Annotated in this window: 25 protein-coding genes and 2 tRNA genes; 1 reads left to right on the top strand and 26 read right to left on the bottom strand. The window is 33.6% G+C overall.

The annotated features are described in order from the left end of the window. Nucleotides 1-4: 4 nt before the first annotated feature. The 24 genes from H8707_RS11550 to polA all read right to left on the bottom strand — a co-directional run bounded on the left by H8707_RS11550 (nucleotide 5) and on the right by polA (nucleotide 23,613). On the bottom strand, nucleotides 5-1,852 hold the full coding sequence (locus tag H8707_RS11550) for a TIGR03960 family B12-binding radical SAM protein (RefSeq protein WP_262430288.1): 1,848 nt from the start codon (nucleotides 1,850-1,852) through the stop codon (nucleotides 5-7). A 119-nt stretch (nucleotides 1,853-1,971) separates the two neighbouring features. Then, entirely contained in the window at nucleotides 1,972-2,628 is a 657-nt protein-coding gene (locus H8707_RS11555) for a M23 family metallopeptidase (protein WP_262430289.1), read from the bottom strand. 56 nt (nucleotides 2,629-2,684) lie between these two features. Then, entirely contained in the window at nucleotides 2,685-2,963 is a 279-nt protein-coding gene (gene minE / locus H8707_RS11560; RefSeq protein ID WP_262430290.1) for a cell division topological specificity factor MinE, read from the bottom strand. A 12-nt stretch (nucleotides 2,964-2,975) separates the two neighbouring features. Beyond that, complete coding sequence (minD, locus tag H8707_RS11565) at nucleotides 2,976-3,788, bottom strand: septum site-determining protein MinD (protein ID WP_262430291.1); 813 nt, start codon at nucleotides 3,786-3,788, stop codon at nucleotides 2,976-2,978. 14 nt (nucleotides 3,789-3,802) lie between these two features. Beyond that, entirely contained in the window at nucleotides 3,803-4,450 is a 648-nt protein-coding gene (minC, locus tag H8707_RS11570) for a septum site-determining protein MinC (protein ID WP_262430292.1), read from the bottom strand. 51 nt (nucleotides 4,451-4,501) lie between these two features. Continuing rightward, nucleotides 4,502-7,837 carry a penicillin-binding transpeptidase domain-containing protein gene (locus tag H8707_RS11575; RefSeq protein ID WP_262430293.1) on the bottom strand — a complete coding sequence of 1,112 codons (3,336 nt, stop codon included), beginning with the start codon at nucleotides 7,835-7,837 and terminating at the stop codon, nucleotides 4,502-4,504. A gap of 11 nt (nucleotides 7,838-7,848) precedes the next feature. Continuing rightward, nucleotides 7,849-8,349, bottom strand: coding sequence for a rod shape-determining protein MreD (gene mreD, locus H8707_RS11580; RefSeq protein WP_262430294.1), 501 nt, complete (start codon nucleotides 8,347-8,349; stop codon nucleotides 7,849-7,851). A 14-nt stretch (nucleotides 8,350-8,363) separates the two neighbouring features. Next, the gene (gene mreC, locus H8707_RS11585; protein ID WP_262430295.1) at nucleotides 8,364-9,212 is read right to left on the bottom strand and encodes a rod shape-determining protein MreC; all 849 of its coding nucleotides are present in this window, start codon (nucleotides 9,210-9,212) and stop codon (nucleotides 8,364-8,366) included. 13 nt (nucleotides 9,213-9,225) lie between these two features. Continuing rightward, nucleotides 9,226-10,257, bottom strand: coding sequence for a rod shape-determining protein (locus H8707_RS11590; protein WP_262430296.1), 1,032 nt, complete (start codon nucleotides 10,255-10,257; stop codon nucleotides 9,226-9,228). A 21-nt stretch (nucleotides 10,258-10,278) separates the two neighbouring features. Beyond that, nucleotides 10,279-10,986 carry a RadC family protein gene (gene radC, locus H8707_RS11595; protein ID WP_262430297.1) on the bottom strand — a complete coding sequence of 236 codons (708 nt, stop codon included), beginning with the start codon at nucleotides 10,984-10,986 and terminating at the stop codon, nucleotides 10,279-10,281. An 86-nt stretch (nucleotides 10,987-11,072) separates the two neighbouring features. Next, a complete protein-coding gene (locus H8707_RS11600; RefSeq protein WP_262430298.1) occupies nucleotides 11,073-11,651 on the bottom strand; it encodes a Maf family protein in 579 nt (192 codons plus the stop codon). A gap of 10 nt (nucleotides 11,652-11,661) precedes the next feature. Further along, nucleotides 11,662-12,180 (bottom strand): Gx transporter family protein, encoded by a 519-nt coding sequence (locus H8707_RS11605; protein ID WP_262430299.1) that lies wholly within the window; start codon nucleotides 12,178-12,180, stop codon nucleotides 11,662-11,664. 13 nt (nucleotides 12,181-12,193) lie between these two features. Beyond that, complete coding sequence (locus H8707_RS11610) at nucleotides 12,194-12,574, bottom strand: NusG domain II-containing protein (protein WP_262430300.1); 381 nt, start codon at nucleotides 12,572-12,574, stop codon at nucleotides 12,194-12,196. A gap of 114 nt (nucleotides 12,575-12,688) precedes the next feature. After that, nucleotides 12,689-13,501: an RnfABCDGE type electron transport complex subunit B gene (locus tag H8707_RS11615; protein ID WP_262430301.1), complete on the bottom strand. Its 813-nt coding sequence runs from the start codon at nucleotides 13,499-13,501 to the stop codon at nucleotides 12,689-12,691. Between the two features lie 12 nt (nucleotides 13,502-13,513). Next, nucleotides 13,514-14,086 carry an electron transport complex subunit RsxA gene (rsxA, locus tag H8707_RS11620; protein ID WP_262430302.1) on the bottom strand — a complete coding sequence of 191 codons (573 nt, stop codon included), beginning with the start codon at nucleotides 14,084-14,086 and terminating at the stop codon, nucleotides 13,514-13,516. 28 nt (nucleotides 14,087-14,114) lie between these two features. After that, entirely contained in the window at nucleotides 14,115-14,714 is a 600-nt protein-coding gene (gene rsxE, locus H8707_RS11625; RefSeq protein ID WP_262430303.1) for an electron transport complex subunit RsxE, read from the bottom strand. Nucleotides 14,715-14,730: 16 nt separating this feature from the next. Continuing rightward, complete coding sequence (locus H8707_RS11630; protein WP_262430304.1) at nucleotides 14,731-15,306, bottom strand: RnfABCDGE type electron transport complex subunit G; 576 nt, start codon at nucleotides 15,304-15,306, stop codon at nucleotides 14,731-14,733. Beyond that, complete coding sequence (locus tag H8707_RS11635; RefSeq protein WP_262430305.1) at nucleotides 15,307-16,272, bottom strand: RnfABCDGE type electron transport complex subunit D; 966 nt, start codon at nucleotides 16,270-16,272, stop codon at nucleotides 15,307-15,309. Nucleotides 16,273-16,290: 18 nt separating this feature from the next. Next, nucleotides 16,291-17,619, bottom strand: a complete 1,329-nt coding sequence (rsxC, locus tag H8707_RS11640; protein WP_262430306.1) for an electron transport complex subunit RsxC — start codon at nucleotides 17,617-17,619, stop codon at nucleotides 16,291-16,293. 190 nt (nucleotides 17,620-17,809) lie between these two features. Further along, nucleotides 17,810-17,896, bottom strand: a tRNA-Leu gene (locus tag H8707_RS11645). Between the two features lie 47 nt (nucleotides 17,897-17,943). Continuing rightward, nucleotides 17,944-19,668, bottom strand: coding sequence for a peptide ABC transporter substrate-binding protein (locus H8707_RS11650; RefSeq protein ID WP_262430307.1), 1,725 nt, complete (start codon nucleotides 19,666-19,668; stop codon nucleotides 17,944-17,946). 9 nt (nucleotides 19,669-19,677) lie between these two features. Beyond that, on the bottom strand, nucleotides 19,678-20,319 hold the full coding sequence (locus H8707_RS11655; RefSeq protein WP_262430308.1) for a lytic transglycosylase domain-containing protein: 642 nt from the start codon (nucleotides 20,317-20,319) through the stop codon (nucleotides 19,678-19,680). A gap of 17 nt (nucleotides 20,320-20,336) precedes the next feature. Then, entirely contained in the window at nucleotides 20,337-20,954 is a 618-nt protein-coding gene (coaE, locus tag H8707_RS11660) for a dephospho-CoA kinase (RefSeq protein ID WP_262430309.1), read from the bottom strand. Then, nucleotides 20,941-23,613: a DNA polymerase I gene (gene polA / locus H8707_RS11665; RefSeq protein ID WP_262430310.1), complete on the bottom strand. Its 2,673-nt coding sequence runs from the start codon at nucleotides 23,611-23,613 to the stop codon at nucleotides 20,941-20,943. Before polA ends, coaE begins: the two co-directional genes overlap by 14 nt. A gap of 122 nt (nucleotides 23,614-23,735) precedes the next feature. Between polA and H8707_RS11670 the strand changes: the two genes are divergently transcribed. Beyond that, nucleotides 23,736-23,819 (top strand) — tRNA-Leu (locus H8707_RS11670). 254 nt (nucleotides 23,820-24,073) lie between these two features. Here the strand turns inward: H8707_RS11670 and H8707_RS11675 are convergent. Beyond that, complete coding sequence (locus H8707_RS11675) at nucleotides 24,074-24,769, bottom strand: conjugal transfer protein TraX (RefSeq protein WP_262430311.1); 696 nt, start codon at nucleotides 24,767-24,769, stop codon at nucleotides 24,074-24,076. 139 nt (nucleotides 24,770-24,908) lie between these two features. Next, nucleotides 24,909-25,319 (bottom strand): helix-turn-helix domain-containing protein, encoded by a 411-nt coding sequence (locus tag H8707_RS11680; protein WP_262430312.1) that lies wholly within the window; start codon nucleotides 25,317-25,319, stop codon nucleotides 24,909-24,911. Between the last annotated feature and the right edge of the window lie 219 nt (nucleotides 25,320-25,538).

Here is a 25,538-nt window from a genome sequence, read left to right on the forward strand (position 1 = left end):
AGCTCTAATTACCAACAGATTCACCCCTCATAACACAATCAGGTATTCCACACCCTGTGCAGCCTAATCTGCAATCATTCGTTGTCTCCCCTGCCATTGCCTTTTTATATTCCCTTAGCAAATATTTTTTTGATACGCCTATATCAATAAAATCCCAAGGAAATAATTCTTGTGTATCTCTATCTCTGAGAGCATAAAATTCACCATCTGTGTCGGTTTCCTCCATTGCCTCTATCCATAAATCATATTTAAAATACTCAGACCAGCCGTCATATTTGCAGCCTTTTTCCCATGCTTTTAACAGCAGTTTGGACAATTTTCTGTCTCCTCTTGCAAATATTGCTTCTAAATAGCTTAGAGTAGCATCATGATAATTGAATTTTACCTTATTATCCTTGATGCTGTTTTTAACCAAATAAATCTTTCTCATAAACTCATCTACGGAATTTTGTCCAACCCATTGAAATGGTGTAAAGGGTTTCGGCACAAAACAAGATGCACTTGCTGAAACTGAAAAATTACCTAAACGTTCTTCCTTAGGTCTATTAAAGAATAAATCTCTGACTAAATAGGCTAAATCTTTAATTCCCAACACATCCTCATCGGTTTCAGTCGGCAACCCTATCATAAAATAAAGTTTTATTCTTGACCAACCTTCTTTAAAAGCATACGAAACAGCATTTATTAAATCTTCTTCACTTACGCCTTTGTTGATTACATCTCTCAATCTCTGACTTCCGGCTTCGGGTGCAAACGTCAATCCGGTTTTTCTTACCTTTTCTATCTCTTTCAGCACATCAATGCTGAATGAGTCAAGCCTTAAGGACGGTAGAGATACCCCTACCTTTCTATCTTCATATTTGTCCATAAGCATAGAAATCAAGATTCTAAGATTCGTATAGTCACATGAGCTCAATGAAGATAAAGATATGTTTTCGTATCCTGTGCTTTCCACTAATTTGTCTGCCAACTCCATAAGTCTATCTACAGACTTTTCTCTAATTGGCCTATAAATCATACCTGCTTGGCAAAATCTGCATCCATGAGTGCACCCTCTAAACAATTCCATGGATACTCTATCATGAACAGTCTCTATATATGGGACAATCATCTTTTCAGGAGAAAACATTGTATCAATGTTTTTTATTATTCTTTTCTTAATTTTTTCTTTTATTCCCTTCCTATTTGCCTTCATTGATTTTAAGGTTCCATCATCATTATAGGAAACATCATAAAACTTCGGAACATAAATTCCTTCTATTTTTGCAACATCCTCTAGGAATATATCTTTAATATAGTTTGCTTTATGTTCTTTATACAAATTTAAGACCTCTAGAACTACTTCTTCCCCCTCTCCAATTACAAAAAAGTCAATAAAATCCGCCAATGGCTCGGGATTGTAAGCACATGGACCTCCTGCTATTATTATGGGGTAGTTTTCATCTCTATCTTTAGATAATAAAGGAATATTTGATAAATCCAAGATATTTAATATATTTGTATAGCTCATTTCATATTGAAGAGTAAATCCAAGGATATCAAAATTTATAACTTCTTCCTTACTTTCTAAAGTAAATAAAGGTAAGCCAATATCTCTCATTTCTTCTTCCATATCTACCCAAGGTGCAAAAACTCTCTCACAGGCAAAATCATCTTCATTATTAATCAGGTTGTATAATATATGCATTCCCAGGTGGGACATACCTACTTCATAAACATCCGGGAAAGAAAAGGCAAATTTAACGTACATTTCCTCTAAGTCTTTTTGTACTGAATTCTGCTCCATTCCAATATATCTTGCAGGTTTCTCAACCTTTTTTAAAATCTTATCCAATTTCTGTTTATCTATCATATACTCACCTTTCGTAAATATTTCACATTAAGCATTACAATTCATATTATATATTATCACTTTTTACGGACATTTACACAAGCAATCTTCACAAAAAAATTTAACCTCGTAAAACGAGGTTATAAATCTATATAATCTGATGGATCAACAGGAATCCCATCTATATAAATTTCAATTCTTAAGTATTGATTGCCATCTTTGTTGGTGCCTAGTAATCCAACAATATCACTTACTTCCACGGTGCTCCCCTTTTCCAAATATGTTTTGGATAAATATCCATAAACTACATCCATATTATCATTTTTTATTGTAACAAAATACCCTTTTTTTCCTCTCATTTCAATATCTGAAACAGTACCTGAAATTATTGCCTTAGGATCCATTTTACTCTGGGATTTGATATCTACTCCGTTATTTTTAAGTATTTCCCCATTTACATTTACATCCTGTCCAAAACTTTTGTATACTGTACCGGATATTGGAGTATCATATTTGGTAGTTTTTTCTTTTAGAGCTACTATACTTTCAATTGATTTATCAATTAAGCCACGGGCTTTATTGTAAATTCTCTTCCCATCTTCTGTAATGCTAAAATTATAATTAATACCTTGTTCAAGCTTTCCTAAAACAACGTTAGTCGGCTTTAAATCAATTTTTTTCATAACTAATAATCCTAAAAGAAGGGCAACTGTTACTATAGATTTGATAATGAATGATCTTACATAATTGTGCTTATACAAATTGTTCCTTGAACTGTTCACCTTAAACTTATTCATCTTATCACCTACCTTAGTTAGTACTAGGATATTTTTCTAAGGCAGGTTTTATTCCATTATCTTTTATCTTTTATCTTTATAATTGGTATATTTGCTACTAAAGCTGAGACTGGAGCTTTATTACCTTCTTTTCTCATTCTTGTTAGTTTAATATCTATTCCCTCATTATCAATATCCGCATATTCAGAAATAGTTCTAACGATGTCGCTCTTTATCATATCTAAAATCTTTGGAGATATATCAGCTCTATCTTGTACCAATACGAGTTTAAGTCTTTCTTTAGCAATATTTTTACTGTTTTCCTTATTCTTATTAAATAATTTGAATATTTCCAAGACTATACCCCCTTATTTGCCAAATAGCAATTTAATAATCTTACTTAGCTTACCTTCTTCATCAGCTTCTAAGTTAAGAAATTCTATCTCTTCCCCAATTATTCTCCTTGAAATATTTCTATACGCTTGTCCCGCTTTCGATTTCTCATCTAAAACAACAGGTTCACCTTTGTTCGTTGATATTACTATTGCCTCATCATCAGGGACTATGCCAATCAAATCAATTGCCAATATATCTACTATGTCGTCAATATTCATCATATCTCCTCTTTTAACCATTTCAGGTCTGATTCGATTGACAATTAATTTTGGATTGTATAATTCCTTAGCTTCCAGTATCCCAATTACCCTATCAGCATCTCTAACTGCTGAAATCTCAGGCGTAGTAACTATTATAGCAATATCTGCTCCTGCTATGGAATATTGAAATCCTTGTTCAATCCCTGCCGGTGAATCTATTATTATATAATCAAAGTCTTTTTTCAGTTGAGTTATAAGTTCAACCATTTGCTCAGGCTTTACAGCCGACTTATCCTTTGTCTGCGCTGCAGGAAGCAAGTACAATCTTTCAAATCTCTTATCCTTTATTAGCGCTTGTTTTAATCTGCAATTTTTTTCTACAACATCAACTATATCGTAGACTATACGATTTTCCAATCCCATAACTACATCAAGATTTCTTAATCCTATATCTGCATCAACTATTACAACAGAATATCCTAAAATAGATAAGCCCGTTCCTATATTAGCTGTGGTGGTAGTTTTTCCTACTCCTCCTTTTCCCGAGGTTACTACGATAGCTGTTCCCAATTTTTCGTTCTCCATTTACTTTCCTCCTTTTATTTATTCGGCAAATAAGGTTCAATAAGCACCTTACCATCTATTATCCTAGCTATTTCAGGTAGTTTATACTGCATATCTCCATCTGGCGATCTGACAATTATATCCCCGATTCTCAATTGGGTCGGCAGTAAGCAATATGCTGCAACTACAGCTTTTTCATCACCACCGTCACCAGCTTGTGCTACACCTCTTAAAGTACCCAGAACTATGATATTCCCCTTTGCCTTCAAAAAAGCGCCAGGGTTTACATCTCCTATTATAACAATATTCCCGTCATATTCAACAGTCTGTCCGGATCTTAATGTCCCATAAATAAACTTTGTTTTCCCTTCATCGGTTATACATTTAGAATAACAGTCAGCTTCTCCCTTAAAATTATCCTTTACATTCAACAAAGAGTCAAGTATTTCATCTTTTGATATGTTAAAATCATATTTATACTTCAAAATTAATGTAATTTCCAATAATTGTTTTTGAGTTAATTCATCACATCTAACACCTAGAAATTTAGCTCCTTCAAAGAATTTATAAGAATTCTTCATCTTATCATCTAACTCTTTTTTTATTGCTTCAAAATCCTTGCCTTTAATATCTAGGTAAACACCTTCTGCTGCACCCTTGAAACAAACTAAATCTCTTTTCAATTACAATTCCTCCATCATGCTTTTTGTGATAATTTCAATTATATCATATAATCAATTTTGTAATACATTTTCATAAGGTAATGTTTCCCTGGACTTAAGCCCATTTAGTCCTAAATATTCAGCTATAATATCCCTAACCATGGGACCTGCATATCCTCCGCTACCTCCTTGAAAAATAACTGCCGCTACTGCTATTTCAGGTTCATCGAAAGGCGCAAACCCTACAAACCACGCAAAATCATCGAAGGTATCCCCTGTCGAAGGGTTGATACCACTTCTTTCTGCAGTTCCGGTTTTAGTTGCAACTTTTATAGGGAATTTCTCAAAGACACGTCTTGCAGAACCGTCGGAAGACACCATTCCCATACCTTTCTTTATGTGTTCTAAATTCTCATAATTATTTAGTTCAATTCTCTCCTGATCTATTTCATGTTTATATAGTGTTTTAGTATTATTATAATTTTTTATATTATCTACAAGAGTTAATTTGTTTCTATATCCTCCATTTGCTATGGTCGCTACATAGTTAGCCATTTGTATAGGTGTATATGCATTTTGTCCCTGGCCTATGGTTACATTCAATGTATCCGTTATATTCCAGCCCGCCTGATTTATATAATCAAACTTTATTTTATCTGCCAAGCCGCTTCTTTCTCCCGGCAGTCTCTTTTCAGGGTCAAATCCCATTTTATCCAATCTCCTAATTACTTCATTTCTAGTCAAAGGTGTTTCTAATTCAAGCCATCCTAAAATTTCGTCTATAATTTCCTCAGTACGATTTTCATCCATATCAATACCAGGTTTTAAGTATTTATGCAAATCTTTTTCCAAACTTCTACTTAATAGATATTTAGTATTTATTATTTTCTTTTGAGGATTGGGAACTCCACCTGATTGTTCCCTGGGAATATTTATTTCTATACCGGTTTTATCATTTAAACCCAATTTCTTAGACATTTCAACTATATCTTCGATTTCAAGTTTAACTCCTATACTCTCACCTGTTTTTTGATTTTTTCCCATTGCAAGTGAATAAAAATAGTAGTTACATGAATCTCTCAGAGCCTCATACAGGTTTTCATACCCATGAGTTCCACCTGAGCTAGTATAAATTAGACAATTAAAATCTTTGGTCCCTATAGTAACCTTACCCATATCCCTTATTTTTTTGTTCGGATCAAGTCCCTTCTCCAATGCAGAAAGCCCCGTTACCATCTTAAATGTTGAACCCGGTTGTATAGCTGTTTGTGTCGCAATGTTTAAAAGCGGTCTTGGAGCCAAAGGATTGGATTCGTCTTCAGGAAATAAGCTGTCCCAATCAGTCGAAGAAATTCCTGTAGCAAAAAGATTCGGATCATACGGATTGGAGCTTGCCATAGCCAGTACTTGTCCTGTCTTTACATCTATTGCTACAACCGCTCCGGAGGTTGCATTTATATAAGGGCGTCTTTTTCTTTTATGAGTCCCAAATTGATAATTGCCCCATTGACTTTCATATATTCCCCCGGTACTTAGTTTATCCAGTGTTTGCTGAAGAGATTTTTCTGCCACTTCCTGCAATTTCAAATCGATAGATAAATATAAATTATTTCCGGGAACAGGCCTTTTTTCTTCTATTACTTTTGTTGTATTTCCTACAACGTCTACCTCTACTTTTTTAACTCCGCTTTCTCCCTTGAGAATATCTTCAAAATATTCCTCAACACCTGTTTTACCTATAATTGCATTTGGTGAATACTTATTTTGCTCTACATACTTTTGAATTTCTTCAGGTTGACTTATCTTACCTAAATATCCTAATATATGTGCAGCTGTTGTTCCTTCCGGATAATATCTTACAGGCTCAATCGATATATTTATTCCCGGATATTCCATCAGTCCTTCTTCTATTTTGGCAACTGTAGACTCCTTGATATCATAAGCGATATTTATGGGTTGATAAGCCAAATGCCCTTGTTTATTAAGCTGATCATATATCACCAGAATTGCTCTTGCCTCGTATTTACTTAAGAACTTGTCTATCCCATATTTTCCCCTTACTTTTTGAAATCCTTCTTCTACCGACATTCCTTCCTCAATATTATTTGCTGAATACCAGTTTTTTAAATTGTTCATTGCCACATATTCGAAATCCTCAGAAATAGATATCTTAGGATTTATTCCATCATATAAAAGCTGTTCTTGTGCTAAGGACTTTATAGTATCACTTGATAAAAATTCGTATAATACATCGGATTTACTTGCTTGTTCTATAAGAGTATCAAGAGGATCGCCCTTAGGAGTATCAGTCCCTCCTATGTACTTATAAATGACTGTATTATTGTCATCAACTATTTCGATGTCCACAGAGGTAGCTACACCTTTTTCCTTTAAAATATCCATAAGAATTTTCCCGGGAATTATTGATTTATCTTTAGAATCATCTTCGTTTTTGATTATTCTTTCTAGAAAATTTTTCAATGACACTTCTTTGAATATGTTTACAAAATCATCCTTGGCTGTGGACGTTAGTGTCACATCAGGAAAGTCCCTCATCAACGATAATTTCTGTTTTAGATATTCATCTTCATAGGATATAGAATATTCTTCTAAGGTTATATCATCTTCTAAGGCTCTATTTTCAATCAATTCAAAAATTAAGAGTCTGGATAACGGATGATCCATGATTTTTCTTATAATGGTCTTATCGTTGCTGATTAATTCAATCAACATTCCCAATGGACTTGAATTATCACTTATTTCGTGTTCCTTCTTCCAATTTGATATATTTATTGAATCGTCAAAATATAAATGTAATCCATCATTATCTATATATGTAACAATGGGTACATTTATATTTTTGCTTTTTAAAGCGTTTATAGCCCTATTAGCAGTTATAAATTGATAATGGTCGGAATAGTCGCCATTTATATAATAAGTACTTAGTATTTCAGGTAATAAATTATTATCAATTATTAAATCTACAACCTTTTCGTTGGGATTTGAATCCTCATTTATGTTATCATCCATACTTTTATATTTAAATACATTTAACTGTAATGGATACTCATCTACATAATCTACGCCGTCCTCTTCCAACAACCTGATAAGCGTTAAAAAACTTAAGTTCTTTGCTTTCTTATCTATAATATTTAACTCATCTTTAAGAAGTTGAACTGTAAATACAGGCTTATTCCCTGCAATTAGTCTGCCATATCTATCTCTTATCTCTCCCCTAGGTGCAGTTGTATTGACTTCTTTCAATCTCTTATTATCTGCCATGTATCTAAATTCGTCACCCTGAGCAATGGTTAAAGTGGCAAGTCTAAAAGTTAAAATAAGCATTAAAAAAACCACAACAAATGAAATAATATTGTATCTATTTAAAATCTTTTTTAAAGGTTCCAATGACTTACCTCCTATCTTTTACCAAATCTAATCTTTGGCCCGGAGAATATCTTTTGAAATAACTTATATATAGCAATGGATACTATGCTGTTATAAACAATTTCAAAGGAAAACACACTTCTTACAGCGGTTGTAAAGTTTATATTCCTAGATAAAAAATATAAAAACAGCGAATAAAGTATATTATAGCAAACAGTTGCTACACTTGTAAAAAAAATCGGACTGATAATATTATCCCTTGCAAAAGTATCCTCCACATAACCTATGCAAAATCCCGTAAAAAATAAAATGAAAGCATTGATTCCTATAACAGGGGAATACATAATGTCTTGAATCAATCCAAAAATAAGACCATAAAACCCGCCATAATATTTTCCTTTAGCCAAAGCAAAAATAACAACAATAATAAGAGCTGTATTTGGTACAACTCCAAAAATCTCAAAATAAGGTAAAATAGTACCTTGGAATATGAAATTAATTATCATTATTATAATAATTAGGAAATTTGTCAAAACTATCCCTCACATTAGTCTTTAATCACACATACTTTATATAGCTTTTTAAAATCAATGGCAGGCTCTATAATGACCTTTTTACTCAATTCCTCTTCATCAAGAATTACTTCACTTACTTCACCTATATATATATCTTTAATAAAAGTACCGCCTAAACCGGAAGTATATAGTTTGTCCCCTACTATGACATCGGCTTTATTATCGAATAAATAACCGTTTAAAATTCCTTCTATACTTCCTTCTATGCTTCCTGATAAAACTCCCCCATCTTGAGTTCTTATAACTTTAAAAGATATACTGTTCAATTCATCCACTATTGATATAATCTTTGCCCAATTATCACCTACATCCGCTACTCTTCCTATGATACCTTCTTCCACGACGCCATGTTCGATTTCTATACCTTGGACTACAGTAGCACCTTTGGTGATTCCATCTTTCAATCCCTTGTCAATGTCAAATCTGTTATACCAGTTACTGGGCTCTTTACCTACAATATTGGCCATAACAAGATTATACTTAGTATTTTTTACAATTTCCGACTCATTTTTCAAATAATCGGTTTTACCGATAATATTTGTAAGATCTCTGTTTTCCTTTTCCAATTCTGCCACTTTAATTTTTAATTCCTCATTTTCTTTTTTAATATTGGTTATATTGAAAATAGAATCAAAAAAGTTTTTTATACTTTTGGTCGCACTAAAACTAACCTTACTAATCGGCGTTAGAAGATTTCCTACTAAATTTTCTCCAACTGTTATGTTCATCCTGTCTTTACTTGTATTTCCAATTATTATAAGTAAAATTAAAGCAACCAAAGATATTATCATTCTATCTTTGTATTTTTTAAAAAAATACATAGTTTATCACCATTTAACCCATTCTTCTATATTGTGATAAAGTCTTTTTTAAAACATCTATACTGTTTAGAGCATCACCGGTACCCTTCGCAACACAATCTAACGGATCCTCAGCAATATGAACCGGCATCCCTGTTTCGTTCATTATCAATTGGTCTATGCCATCCAGCAAAGCGCCTCCGCCCGTTAGCATTATACCTAATTCCATGACGTCGGACGCAAGTTCCGGAGGAGTCTTTTCCAATGTTGATTTTATTGCATCTAAAATATTGAAAATAGGCTCTTTCATTGCATCATAAATTTCTGATGAAGATACCTCAATAGTTTTTGGCAATCCGGTTATTAAATCCCTTCCCGTAATGGACATTTTAGCTTCAGGTGTATTTTTATTTGCAGTACCAATTTGTATTTTGATTTCTTCAGCAGTTCGTTCACCTATCATCAAATTATATTCTTTTTTTATATAAGAAACGATGGATTCATCTAATTCATCTCCGCCAATTCTAATGGACTGACTGGTGACAATACCTCCTAGAGATATAATTGCTACTTCCGTAGTCCCGCCGCCAATATCCACTACCATGCTTCCCGTAGCCTCCTGCACAGGCAAACCTGCTCCTATTGCAGCAGCCATAGGTTCCTCAATTAAATATGCATCTCTAGCTCCGGCATGAATTGCTGCCTCTTCTACAGCTCTTTTTTCTACTTCAGTAACACCGCTGGGAACACAGATAACAACCCTCGGTTGAAGAAAAGAACGGTTAGAAGACGCCTTTTTTATGAAATGTTTTAACATGCTTTGGGTTGTATCAAAATCAGCTATAACTCCATCTTTTAAAGGTCTGATAGCAACAATATTACCCGGTGTTCTTCCTATCATTTTTTTAGCTTCCTCACCCACTGCCAATACTTGATTTGTATTTGTTTGTATAGCAACGACAGAAGGTTCCCTCATTACGATGTCTTTACCTTTTATATATACTAAGGTATTTGCAGTACCTAAATCAATTCCCATATCCTTGACAAAACTACTTAAAAAACTCATTAAAATTCTCCTTCCATGCAATTAGATTAAGTTTATTTCTTTAAAACTAAGATATTTATTATCTCCAATAATAATATGATCCAACACTTTAATCCCTATTAAATTTCCTGCATCAACTAATCTATTAGTAATATTGATATCTTCATTACTAGGAGTAGTATCGCCACTGGGATGATTATGTATCAAGATTATTGAGTTGGCATTTCTTTTTATAGCAATTTTAAACACATCCCTCGGATGTACTATTGATGCATTTAACGTACCTACTGATACATTTTCAATAGTCAATATCTGATTTTTTGTATCCAGTACTGCGACTTTAAAATATTCTTTGTTTAGGTATCTCATTTCATCCATCATAAGATCAGCTAAAATATCCGGAGATGTAACCTTAATCTTGTCATGAGTACCAATTTTATTTATTCTTTTACCAATTTCAACAGCAGCTAATATTTGTGCAGCTTTGCAACTTCCAATTCCTTTTATCTGAGTTAGCTCTTGGATGGTGGTATCTGCTAAAAAAGCTATTCCTCTATTATCCATATTTAGAATCCTCTGTGCTAAGTCAATTGCAGTATCCTCTTTGTGACCTGTCCTAATAAGTATTGCAATTAACTCTGCATTTGATAGTGACTGCGGACCATAACTATAAAGTTTCTCCCTCGGTCTCTCACTTAAAGGTAAATCTTTAATAGTGTAACCCTTTTCAACCACTTCTGTTTTTTTCATTAGAGCACCTACTTTTATAACGAGATTATAATGATGTTTTTGCTTTTTAACGGGGTACAATATATCAATTACATTTTTTCACCTCGTTATAATAAATGAGTATCGAAATACTTGTCTAAATAAAAATCTATTTTTGTTAATGGTAAACCAACGACGTTAGAATAGCAACCATCAATTTTTTCCACCAATAGCTCTCCTAAGCCTTGAATACCATATGCACCAGCCTTATCTAAAGGTTCTTTAGTCTTTATATAATTTAAAATTCTCTTAGAATCTAATTTTCTAAATTTAACTTTTGTTATTTCATAATCTATAAATTTTAGGTTTTTGATATCTTGAATTAAAGCTATCCCAGTAATTACTTCATGAGTATTTCCACTTAGTAAAGTTAAAATCTCATATGCGTCTGATTCATCCTTAGGTTTCCCTAAAATAGAATCCTTATAAACCACTACAGTATCTGCTCCTATCACAATATCATCTTTATAACATTTGCTAATGTTCAAAGCTTTATTGAAAGCAAGAGACATAGTAATTTGAATCGGATTCTCATCCGGATTTTCTTTTTCATCATATCCGCTCTTTATTACAATGGGATTTAACCTAAATCTCTCTAAAATTTCTTTTCTCCTAGGACTACCTGAGGCTAAAATTATTTTGTTCATAAAAACCTCCTCATTTATAAAAGAGCATTTTGTAATTAGTTTTTAAATTTTTAACTATATAAATTGATGCTAGCCCTACAAAATATCCTGTAAACAAACTAACTAACATTAAAAACGGTAAATATGCATAAATCTTCAAATTATGTAGCATAAAGCTTGCCACAGAAACTTGAGCCGTATTGTGTGCCAATGCTCCAAGAATACTAACACCTATTAAACTAAAAACATTGGACAAATATTTATATGCTATAAACATTACAATACAGCTAAATATTGCTCCGGATATGCTATATATAAAACTGGAAACACTTCCTGTGATAAGCATTAGAAGCACACTTTTCAGCATAGAAACTATAATTCCGTCTTTAAATCCAAAAACAACCAATGTTACTAATATAACCATATTTGATAGGCCTAATTTAGCGCCCGGTATTGCAATGGGTAAAGGTATAGCTGACTCTAAAACGCTTAAAGCTAGTCCTATAGCTACTAACAAGGATATAAAAATCATTTTATTCAGTCTTTTCATGCCTTACCTCTTTCTAGTGATTCATAATGTCAATCTCTGTATCTTCTTCTAAGCCTTTTATTTCGATTACCATCTTGTTTGGTAAACAAACTATAGTTTCGCCAATTCTAGAAATATATCCCTGTTTTACGTCGATCTTGTCGGGGCAATCCGCTTCAATAACCCTAACCTTCTCATCACCTATTTCAATTAAATTATATCCATATTCAGTTTTTAAAGGTATAGTAGTTCCTATGATTTTTTTGTCGAAAATTATCTTTTTTACCTCTTTTCCATTGACTTGAACGCTAACGTATTTACTATCATTTGAAAAAGCTTGTTTGTTTATATATCCCATGGATAAAAAGCTTAAGATTATAACAAATACAATCAATAATTTGTCGCCTTTGGTCAATTAAATCATCCTTTAATTTGTCTCAAAATTTCTACATAATATAGTTTATCATTTACACAAGCGATTTACAAGACTTAACACATTAAAAAAAGGGCCTATAATAGGCTCTTTTTTTTAACTAACTAAACTTTCTTTTTTTACTACATCAACTATCGTTTTAGTTGGACATTTTTCAACACATATCATACAATTAGTACATTTTTCATAATTTATCTTTGCAAGATTATTCTCAAAAGTGAAGGCATCTTCAGGACAATTTTTAACACAAATTTTACATCCTATACACCCTATAGAACATTTGCCTCTCACTTCTTTGCCTGTATCTTCACTCTTGCACATTACAACTGCGTGATTGTCATAAGGTACAAGGTCTATTATCTTCTTAGGACAAATTTCGATACATTTCATGCACGCTGTACATTTTTCTCTATCGATAACTGCTACTCCATTTATTATTTCAATGGCACCAAATTCGCAAACTTCTTTACATGTTCCACAGCCTAAACAACCATATGAACATCCTTTTTGACCATCTGATAATGTAGCTGCTACTCTGCAATCATTAATTCCTTCATAAATATATTTGTCTTTAGCCTTATCACAGTCTCCTTGACATAGAACCGCAGCAACACTTTTCTCAACGGAAACTGAATTCACTCCTAAAATTTCAGCAACATGGTCTGCTACTTTTTGCCCTCCTATAGAACAAGCATTGGCCGGAGCCTTCCCTTCAAAAAGGGCATTTGCAAGTCCTTGACACCCCGGATATCCGCAAGCGCCACAGTTAGCGCCCGGAAGAGCAGACAATAAGGCATCTACCATTGGGTCCACTTCCACAGCAAATGCCTTGGAAGCAAAAGCTAACAATAATCCAAACAGCAATCCTAATCCTCCCAGAACTGCTATTGGAATTAAAATATCTAACATCGTCTATCCCCCCTAAATAAGTCCAGCAAAGCCTTGAAAGGCTATGGACATCAATCCGGCAGCAACCAACGCAATCGGAAAGCCTGTAAGTGCTTCTGGAATATCTGCAATTTCAAGTTTTTCTCTTATACCTGCCATAAGTACCAACGCCAAAAAGAATCCTAATGCCGCTCCTGCTGAATTTACAATTGTTTCAATTAAATTTAACCCTTCTTGAATATTTAAAATTGCAACTCCCAGAACTATGCAGTTTGTTGTAATCAACGGAAGATATACTCCCATTGCATTATATAATGTAGGACTCATTTTCTTGATAAATAATTCAACAAATTGAACCAATGATGCGATTACTAATATAAAAACAATAGTTTGTAAATATCCCAGTCCCAGTAAATCCAAAATATATTTTTGAATAATATAGGTTATAATACCTGCTAAGGTTGTGACAAACGTTACAGCTATCCCCATACCTGTGGCTGTTTCCATCTTATTAGATACTCCTAGAAAAGGACATGTACCTAAAAATCTGGCAAATACAAAGTTATTTACAAATACTGTTGAAATTATTATTGTCAACAAATTCATTTAAATTTTTCCTCCTTTTCTAATCGTATTAATCTGTAGCTTTTTTCTTACTAATTATCTTAAATAATGCTATAAATATTGCTAAAAGTATAAAAGCTCCCGGTGGCGCCACAAATACAGCTGCCGGTTTGAAGTTCTCTCCAAATAACGGAATTCCAAAGAATGTACCCGCACCTATCAGCTCTCTCACTATAGCAAGTATTGTAATGGTTAAAGTATATCCTAAACCCATACCAAGCCCGTCAACTATTGATTCCAAAGGATTGTGCGTATATGCAAAAGACTCTGCTCTTGCCAATATAATACAGTTAACAACGATCAACGGTAAAAAGATACCTAAAGCTTGATATAAAGGTTGTAAAAAAGCCTTCATGAACATTTCCACCATAGTTACGAAAGTAGCCACAACAACTATAAATATTGGAATACGAATCTTGTCCGGTGTAAACTTTCTTATAAGTGATACAACAAAATTAGAGCATACTAAAACGAAAATAACCGACAATCCCATTCCCAAACTATTTTTAGCATTATTACTTATTGCCAATACGGAACATAGTCCAACTAATTGTACTAGAACCGGATTTTCATTGAAAATACCATTTTTAAATATTTTAAATAAATTCATGATTACACCTCCATTCCTAGTTTAGAAAATTATCAACAAATGCTTCTCTAGCGCCATTGATACCTGCTAGAACGCCTTTTGTTGATACAGTAGCACCTGATATAAGTAAGACTTCATTGTCAGCGGATGGCGCCTCTGAAGGAACTAATTCATTTGCACTGTTCTTTCCGGTAAATGAGCCTCTAAATGGTTCTTCTTCAATCTTCCCACCTAGGTTTGGAGTCTCTCCATGTTCAACTACTTTAATTCCAGCTATTGTTCCATCCATGTTAAACCCTGAAACCGCTACTATATCTCCGCCATATCCATTAGATACTGTTTTAAAAGCATACCCAATGATTTCTTCACCTTTTTTAACTTCATATATTTCTTTTATAAAGCTGTTGTTTGACATTATATCAGCTAATAAAGCTTCATCAACAGCAACCATATCATCTGCTTCAGGAAAAAATTCTCCAAAAGCACCCATGCTGCCTTCTTTTTCAATCTCAGCTATAATTGGGGCTGTTATGCTGTTGGATACGGCTAATACTCCTCCGGAAATTGCACATACCAACAACAACACTAATCCCAATTTTAAAGTTTCATTCATCTATTTTACCTCCCCAAACACTTTAGGTTGAGTCCATCTTTCGATTAAAGGAGCAAAAACATTCATAATAAGGATAGAATATGAAACTCCTTCAGGCATTGAACCCTTAACCCTTATTAATGCAGTTAAAAGACCGCAACCTACAGCAAAAATTATTCTACCTATTGGCGTTACCGGGGTTGTCGCATAATCAGTGGCCATAAAGAAAGCGCCAAGAATCAATCCTCCGCCCAATACATGATATAAAATACTGTTTGCATCTACACCAAAGATTGCCAGCATAACACAAGTACTTGCAATGTATATAACAGGGATTTTCCAATCTATAACTTTTCTTACTATAAGATAAACGGCTCCTATCAAAAGCAATATCGCTGAAGTTTCACCAAGTACTCCACCTATATCACCAATTAACATTCTTTGTATTGATGGTAAAGATCCGCCTCCTGTCTTTAATACTGTTAATGGAGTTGCAGAACTAATTCCATCCGGATTTATATAATTAGTCATAATACCGGGCCACGATGCTACCAAAGCAGCTCTAGCTCCCAATGCCGGGTTCATAAAATTGTGTCCAATGCCACCGAAGAATTCTTTAACGATTATGATTGCAAAACCGGCACCAAATACCGCTATCCACCATGGTGCATTTGCAGGTAAATTAAAGGCAATTAAAATACCCGTTACAACTGCACTTAAGTCTCTCACCTTAATATCCTTTTTAAATAATTTTTGAATACCTGCCTCAAATGCTACAGCAGAAATAATTGATACCAATAATAATTTTAAAGCGTTAAATTTAAAGAAGTAAATACTGCCAATCATCGCAGGTGTCAAGGCAATAATTACATCCAACATAATCCTACTAACTGATTCATTTGATCTTAAATGAGGTGTTTGCGATACAAGCAACTTGTCATCTAAAACAATTGTACCAGAATTAGGATCAATACTTCTTCCTTCCATTTAAATTTCCTCCTAACATTATGATTTTTTTCTTCTGGATTTAATTTCATGTTTAGCATGTTTAATCGATTCAGTCAATGGTCTTTTTGCAGGGCACACATATGAACATGCACCGCATTCTATACAAGCAGTTGCATTATACTTTTCAGCTTCATCGAAATTATTTTTCAAAGAGTAGGCACTAATAAACAAAGGCTGCAGTCCTACTGAACAAACTTCAAGGCATTTCCCGCACCTGATGCATTCGGAAATAGGCTGAGGTTTAGACTCCTCATCTGTAAGCACTATTATACCACTGGTACATTTAGTTACAGGCGTATCGAGAGTAAATTGTGCTGTACCCGTCATCGGACCTCCGGCTATAATCTTTCCAGGTTTACCATTGAATCCACCACATTGTTCTATCAGATCTCCTATGGTTGTCCCCACTTTTACCAATAAGTTCTTAGGCTCTTTGATGCCACTTCCTGTAACGGTCACAACTCTTTCATATAAAGGCTTGCCTTCCAATATGGCTTCTGCTATTGCGTACGCGGTTGCAACATTATTTACCACAACACCGACATCTTTGCAGCGTCCGCCTTGAGGTACTGTTTTCCCTGTAATAGCATATACCATTCGATAAGAATCCCCTTGAGGAAATTTTGTTTTTAAATTTGCTAGTTTAATATTGCTTCCCTCGGGTATAACTTTACTGAAAGCATTTATGGCATCCATTTTATTATTTTCTATACCTATAAAACCATTTTTAGATTCCGTATATTTCATTAATACTTTAAGACCATATATGATTTTTTCGCTTCCTTCCAGCATCAATCTATGGTCACACGTTAGATATGGTTCGCATTCAGCTCCATTTAGTATTACCTCATCTACTTTTTTTTCATCAGATTTGACTATTTTTGCATGACAAGGAAATGCTGCTCCACCAAGTCCAACAATTCCGGCTTCCCTGATGATGTCAAAAATCTCTTCAGAAGTCAATGAATCTAAATCACCTTTAGGTTTCACTGATTCGAAAAGTTCGTTTTGACCATCGGATTCAATAACTATACATTCGGATTTCTTCCCGGTTGGTATATACATTGTTGTTATGCTTTTAACAACTCCTGACACACTTGAATGAACTGGTGCGGATACAAAAGCCTTTGAATCCCCAATCTTTTGACCAACTTTCACTTGGTCACCAACTTTTACTAAAGATTCACAAGGAGCTCCTACATTTTGATGCAATGGAATAAATACCATTTTCGGATCATTTGCCCTCTCAATGGCCTTATCCTTTGTCAACTCCTTATGATCTGGAATATGAATACCTCCCTTAAACGTGAGATTATCAAGTCTCATTCATTCCACCTCTTCTATTTATTTTTGAGCATAAAATAATTAAGCTTTAAAAAAGCCTAATACTATGTTTATATTATAACATTAAATTATAAAGATGTATATACGAAAGGTTCTAAATAAAATACGCTTTTATATAACATAAAAATCAGGTTGAAGAAGCAATAACACATCTTTTTCAACCTGATTAATTTGGTGCAGGAGAAGGGACTCGAACCCTCACGCTTTTTAAGGCAATAGCCCCTCAAACTATCGTGTCTACCAGTTCCACCACCCCTGCAAAAGACCTAATTAATATTATAAACAATTTTAAAAAATATACAAGATTTATTCCGCAGATGTAGTCAGTACACATCGTTCCAATCCTTTATAAAGGTTGAAGAATGATGGAGTCAAATCCCCTACAATAGATGAATCCACAAGTATTGCACTATTGTCAAAGAAAAGAGAAATGTTTGGAATATCCTCTATTACATATTTTTGAAGTTTTTCATATTGAGCGACTTTGCCTTCTCTATCAAATGACATATTTGCTTCAATTAGCAAATTGTCCATAGTTTCATTTTTATACCTTGAAAAATTACTTAATTTACTTGCATCGCTCATGTATAAAAATGAAAGTTCAGGAATAACAGACATTTGCCAGCCGGTTAGGACTATATCAAAATTTCCTGAGTCCAATATATTAGCTATTCTATCAACTTCATTTGTCCTCATTTCCTCAGTTATATTATCCATATAGCTTGTATCAAAATCAAGAACAATGTTGATTCCTATTTCTTTTAAATCATCTTTTATCATTTCTGCCATCTTTGTTCTATAGGGATTAAAAGAGTTGGTTGTAAGTCGAAATGATAATTTATTGCCATCTTCACCCTCCAGTATATTATCTCCATCTATATCCCTAAATCCTGCAGAATTCAATATTTTTTTCGCAAGTTCCGAATTGTACCCATAATAATTAGCAACATTTGATATTAACCATGACTGCGGATGAATCGGAACGTCAATTTGAGTTCCATGACCTAATAATACTTTGCTTATTATATCTTGGCGGTTAATCCCATAATAAATAGCTTTCCTAATCTCCAAACCTTTATCATTAGAGAAAACTTCTTTATCAAAATTGAACCCTAAAAACTCATAATTGTTGGAAAGATACTCAATTACATTTATACGGTTGTTGTTTTTATATTTATCCCAGTCTACTCCACTGGCTTTTGCCAAACTTATCTGCCCTGTTTCAAAAGATGTCAATATCAGTTCTTCATCTTCCAATACCTTTCCTACAACAGTATCTATGCCGGGTTTTCCTTCTCGATAGTTATCATAAGCTTTTAGAGTTATACTTTTAAATTTATCATAGCTTTCATATTTAAAAGGTCCTGTCCCTATTGGAATATAATTATCCATATCTAATGCATTTTTATATCCTTGATTCTTATTTTTATTGTCAAAAATATGTTTGGCAATTATAGGAAAAGTCAATATTTCTAAGCTGTTGCTAAATCCACCGCTAAAAAAAATATCAAGATTATATTCATCAATAACTTTAACATCTATTATCTTATTTACGTCTTGAGTGCCAATTAAACCAACTGAGTCAGAAATCATCTTCTTATAAATTGTATTATTATCAGCATATTTTAGGGTATTGATAGTAAATAACACATCTTCTGATGTAAATTTTTCCCCATCATGCCAATATACATTATCATTCAATTTTATGGATACTTTTTTCCCTTCATTATCTATAGTGTAGGCAGATGCTAACTGAGGAACAGGTTTTAAATTTTCGTCAAAGTCAAACAATCCCTCAAATATCAATTTACTAAAGTAAAAATAGTAAACATTTTCTGTAATCAAGGGATTTAATGTGCTAAAATTTGTCAACGGTAATATGACTTGTCCAGATCCAGTAATCAAATAATTAAGCTCCTCTTGTTTATTGTCTATATCCACCACTTCTTTATCATTATCATAATCACAAGAAGTTATAAAACTTGAAATTAGGCATATTATTAATAAAATTGTTATTCGTTTTGATTTCATATGATCCCCCTATCGAAAGGACTTTAAAACTTTAATTAGTATATTTCTTAAATTGATTATACCATCAATATATATTGAACTAAAAGTATCAGGTTTTGCCATATATGACTTATACAGTAATTTATAAACCCTATGGTTTTTCTTAACCTTAGTGACATATTCATCGGTTTCATTAAATGGTATATTCGTTAGATCTCCGTCTTTAGAGTAATTATCATCCGATAACCATTTATTGACATTGCCGCTTCCGGCATTATAAGCTGCAAGAACCAAATCACTTCTATCTCCAAATTCTTTTTTTAATTGATCTATATACCAAACCCCTATTAATATATTGATTTCAGGTTCAAATAACAGCGATTCACTATAATTATCAATCTTCAAACTTTCGGCTGCCCAAAGTCCTGTTTGAGGACCAATTTGCATCAATCCTCGCGCATTTTTATTTGATACAGCATCTTTGTTGTATTTACTTTCCACATTTATCATAGACAATACCAAATATGGATCTACTCCATACTCCTTAGAGTATTTATTTACAATATTTTTATATCCCACCGGATAAAACATGGTCACAATTAGACTTATTACAATCAGTAAAACAATTAATGAAGCTATCTTTTTTAATAAACGATTGATGATTTTGAACAATAGAGACCCTCCAAACTTTAAGCAAATTCCTCTAGTAAACTATCTATATTTTTCTTTAAACTGTCAAGATCTCCTGAATTATCAATTATTCTATCAGCATATCTCTTTTTATCTTCTAATTCCATTTGAGAATTAATCTTGTCTATGGCATATTCTTTAGAAATACCATCCCTTTTCATAAGGCGCGAAAGTTGAACCTCATAAGATGCATATACCAACCAGATCTCATTTAACTCAATATCGTATTTACCCAATTTATCTATTTCTTCTATCAATAAAGCTATATCAAGAAAGATGATATGATTATTAATGCAATCCCTCGTAATTTCATTTTTTATAGATTCCCAAACATACGGATGGACAATATCATTCAATCGATTTCTAAAATCTTCATTTGCAAATATCAATTTTCCAAGCTTTTTCCTGTCTATGCTTCCATCCTCAAATAAAATTATCGTTCCAAATACCTCTACTATTTTCTTATATGCCGGTTTCTCAGTCTCTACAACTTCTCTTGAGATTTTGTCTGCATCAATAACCTTATATCCTTTTTCTTTTAACATATCTGAAACTGTTGATTTCCCGGTTCCTATACCCCCTGTCAGTCCGATTAGGGTACAATCATTTTGTATCATACCAACTATCCCCCATCAAAATATCAACTTTCAGCGGAGCACATAAATCTATACAGTTTTCCATTGTGTCTTTCATAATTTCTCTGACCAAGTCTATTTCATCTACATATGTTTCGATAATCAGCTCATCATGTACTTGAAGGATCAATCTGGATTTCAAATTTCTTTTCTTTAATTCATTGTATACCTTAACCATTGCCATCTTAATTATATCAGCAGCACTTCCTTGAATTGGAGTATTCATGGCAATCCTTTCACCAAAAGAACGTACATTGAAGTTTTTAGCTTTCAATTCCGGTATAAATCTACGTCTATGAAGAAGGGTTTCCACATATCCTTGCTCTTTACCCTTATTCACTATATCCGACATATATTCTTTAACGAGTTTGTAATTTTCCAAGTATTTTTGAATATACTCCTTTGCTTCTTTTCTGGAAACATTTAAATCTCTGGACAACCCAAAATCCGAAATACCATATATAATACCAAAATTTACTGCCTTAGCTCTATATCTTAAAACAGGTGTAACTTCTTCCAAAGGAACATGAAAAACTTCTGAGGCTGTTTTTTGGTGGATATCATCATTGTTTTTAAATGCTTCAATCATTTTAGGATCGCCTGAAATATGAGCAAGGACTCTAAGTTCAATTTGAGAATAATCTCCATCAAGCAATTTATAATCCGGATTCTTGGCAATAAATGCCTTTCTTATCCTTCTCCCATCTTCCGTCCTGACGGGGATATTCTGCAAGTTAGGTTCTGTGCTTGATATCCTACCTGTTGTGGTTATCGTCTGATTGAAGCTTGAATGAATCCTATTAGTCTCTTTATTTATAAGATTTAATAACCCATCAATATAAGTGGATTTTAATTTTACGATTTGCCTGTATCTTAAAATATTATTTACTATTGGATGCTGATCCTTTAGTTTTTCTAAGACTTCAACATCAGTTGAATATCCTGTTTTTGTCTTTTTAATAATGGGTAAGTTTAACTTTTCAAACAAAACTTCTCCTATTTGTTTAGGAGAATTGATATTAAACTCCATTCCGCCCAATTCGTGGATTGAATTGGTCAAATCATTTATCTCATCATCATATTCTTTCCCTAATTTAATCAGTTCATCTTTATCGATTTCAAAACCGTAAAATTCCATACTAGCCAATACTTCTATTAAAGGAAGCTCCACATCAAAAAGTAGTTCATCCATATTCTGTTCCTCAATGGTATCTAACATAGTAGGTTCCAATTTGAAGACAGTATCAAGCATAAAGGATATATATTTTGATATTTCTTCTAAATCTATCTGATTAAAATTTTTAGCATTCTTTCCCTTCCCCAATAGATCTTCTTCGCTTATTCCATATGTCCCAAAATAATCCTCACTCAATTGATTTATTGAGTAATCCGTTTGACTTGGATTTATAAGATACTGCGCTATCATAGAATCAAACACAAAATTATCCATATGAATATTCAGTTTAAACAGCTGAACTATGTCCAGTTTGAGATTATGCCCAATTTTTTTTATAGTTTTATCTTCAAATATTGGTTTAAAAATAGAAACAAATTCATCCATATTATTTTCTAGATTGATATAATAGGTAGCCTCACCCTTGGGCTTTATACCTACTCCAATAATACTGCTTTCAATATAATTTGAATTGCCATTAACAAATTTAAATGCAAATTTCCCTGATTTTTGTATATAATTTGCTAAATCCTCAAATTTACTTTTATCAACGTTTTTAAAATCATATTCATAATTTATTTCTTCATTTTTTTGGGTAAATTCTTTAGGTATCTTATCCAGTAAACTTTTAAATTCTAAATCTTCAAATTGTTGTTTTAAATTATACCAGTCTGCTTCCTTTACTATTAGATCATCGACTTCCACCTCCAAAGGAACAGTGGTAATTATCTGACCTAATCTTTTACTAATATATGCTATGCTTTCATTTTCTATTAAGTTTTCCTTTAATTTTTTGCCGCTTACATTGTCTATATCTTTATATACATTCTCTATGCATCCATATTCTCTTATAAGCTTAAGTCCTGTCTTCTCGCCTATCCCCGGAACACCCGGTATATTGTCGGATTTGTCTCCCATAAGTCCTTTCAAATCTATGAATTGTTTGGGCTCTATACCATATTCAGAAATTATTTTTTCTCTATCGAATATTTCTAGCTCTGTGATTCCTTTTCTGGTAATTAGGACTTTGGTTTTATCACTGGCAAGCTGAAGATAATCCCTATCTCCTGTCACCAAAATAACATCCAAATCCTTTTGTTCTCCCATCTTTGCCAATGTACCTGCTATGTCATCCGCCTCATATTCTTGCATCTCCAATATGGTAATATTCATAGCATCAAGTATTTCTCTTATGATAGGAAATTGCTGAGCCAATTCGGATGGAGTTTCTTGTCTAGTCCCCTTGTATTCTTTATACTCCTTATGCCTAAATGTAGGTCCTTTTTTATCAAAGGCAACACATATGTATGCAGGAGTATAATCTTCTTGTATCTTATATAACATAGTTAAAAAACCGTATACGCCATTTGTATAAATTCCCTTTTTGGTTGAAAGCAACGGCAATGCATAAAAAGCTCTATGTAAAAGAGAACTGCCATCTATTATTACGAAATTTTTTGTATCCATTTACACCACTCCTCACTAGTCATATAAATAGTATACCTTATATAATGTGCTAGGTAAATATAAGTGGAAATTTTTATTGATTTTTTATTTGATATGTGTTAAGATGATTTTTGTAGTTACTTGCCGGTGTGTCGGAATTGGCAGACGAGACAGACTCAAAATCTGTTATCCGCAAGGGTGTGTGGGTTCGAGTCCCACCACCGGCACTACTTAAAAAAACTCTTTAGTCCATGGACTAAAGAGTTTTTTGTTATCTCCATCTACTCATAATTTTGAGCCTCTATCTGAGAAGAACACAGTAGAGTTCACAGCAAATTAATTTAAACATGCTCTTCACCTACAAAATACCCTGTTCAATAAAGCCAAAGCGGGTTACCCCCAAGTCAAGCTCATAAAGCCCATTTGATAGCGTGTGGTAAGCAATTCATACTCACCGTACCCCGTTTATTTCCATCGTCAATTATCCGAAAAATGTTGATATGAGATACAACAGGCCGATATGTGCCGGATAGAAGATATAAAAGAAGTTTTTCATTCCGCGCCCACGCTCTCCATTATATAATGCCATAGGAATTGTCGCTAAACACACGAGCCATTGAATACTACCAACAGGATTTCCTATATAGAGTATTACCGACAACAAAAGCAATATTAAAATCTGAACAAACCTGTGCTTTCTAAAAATGTAGTATAATAGGCCTAATATAACAAAAATGTAGGTACCTTCCACCGTCATTATATTTGGTATGAACATTCCAATCAGCACAAGAATTTGCGGAACAAAGAGCGGTACATTCTCATTGGAAGCAAGCATACCAGCGGCAAAAAGCGGGAGTGCAGATAAAATCGGTATTAACCCCAATAATATGGCTTTCATTATTTTTTTGGGTGATTTATTCCGTATACCCTCCACAAGCCAATCCCAAAACAGCATATATAATCCTGACACAAAAAAGGTGCTAAATGCATTATTCATCAACACTATATTTTTGTTCGGAACAATGCGCTCTAAAAGAGTTGTGAAAATTATCATTCCCCAACTGGCAAAGAGCAGGCGCGTCAGGTACTTCTTCTTACTGCGTGTGTAGTGGAAACTTTCAGCGGCAATGAACAAGAACATCGGGAAAACGGGTCTGCCAAAGATGTCAAGCCACATCGGGGCCCCTGCATGTGCCCCATTTGATAAATATGGTCTACGAACATTAAAACGACTGCAATCAGCTTAATGTTTGTTGCGTCTAATATCTGCCACTTTCGGCTATTTGATTTAATATTTAGAATTGTGTTAGTTTGCATTACTCACCGTCCTCCTTTGAAGCATTTCCACTTTTATCTTGTTGAGAATAGCTATCCGTTTCCCGTATTAGCTCCTCCGCAGATATGCCATAAAGTTTGGCAAGTGCCATAAGGTTAGAGGTACTTGGGTCTGATGTTCCATTTTCCCACTTTGAAACAGCCTGCCTGCTGACACCCAATGTTTCCGCGACAAACTCCTGTGTCATTTTGCACCTTGTTCTATTTTCTCTAAGCACCTGCGACAAGGATTTTAAGGTAACTCTTTTTTCCTCCCTGACATCTTTAGAACGAACATATTTTCTCAATGCCTTAATAATCAGTATAAATAGATATACCGCTGCAACAGCTAACACCAAAAAAAACAGTATACTTACAATGCCAGCCACTCGATAAACCCACAAGTCGTACATTTTAATTTCTCCTTTCGATTTTATGGCTCTATGATACTTAAAAAGGGTGGTTGCTTCCACCAACTATCACGCAATTATCGGTTGACAACAGTATCTTTGAACCTAAATTACCATTTATACATGACATTCCTTACCTGTTATGTTTCACTCGTACGTCAGCTCGGATTGTATCGTAAGCCTATATTTTTTTCCACTACGAAACTATATCTTTGTTGGATG

It is taken from the genome of Paratissierella segnis (genome assembly GCF_014385195.1).
GTDB classification, from domain to species: domain Bacteria; phylum Bacillota; class Clostridia; order Tissierellales; family Tissierellaceae; genus Paratissierella; species Paratissierella segnis.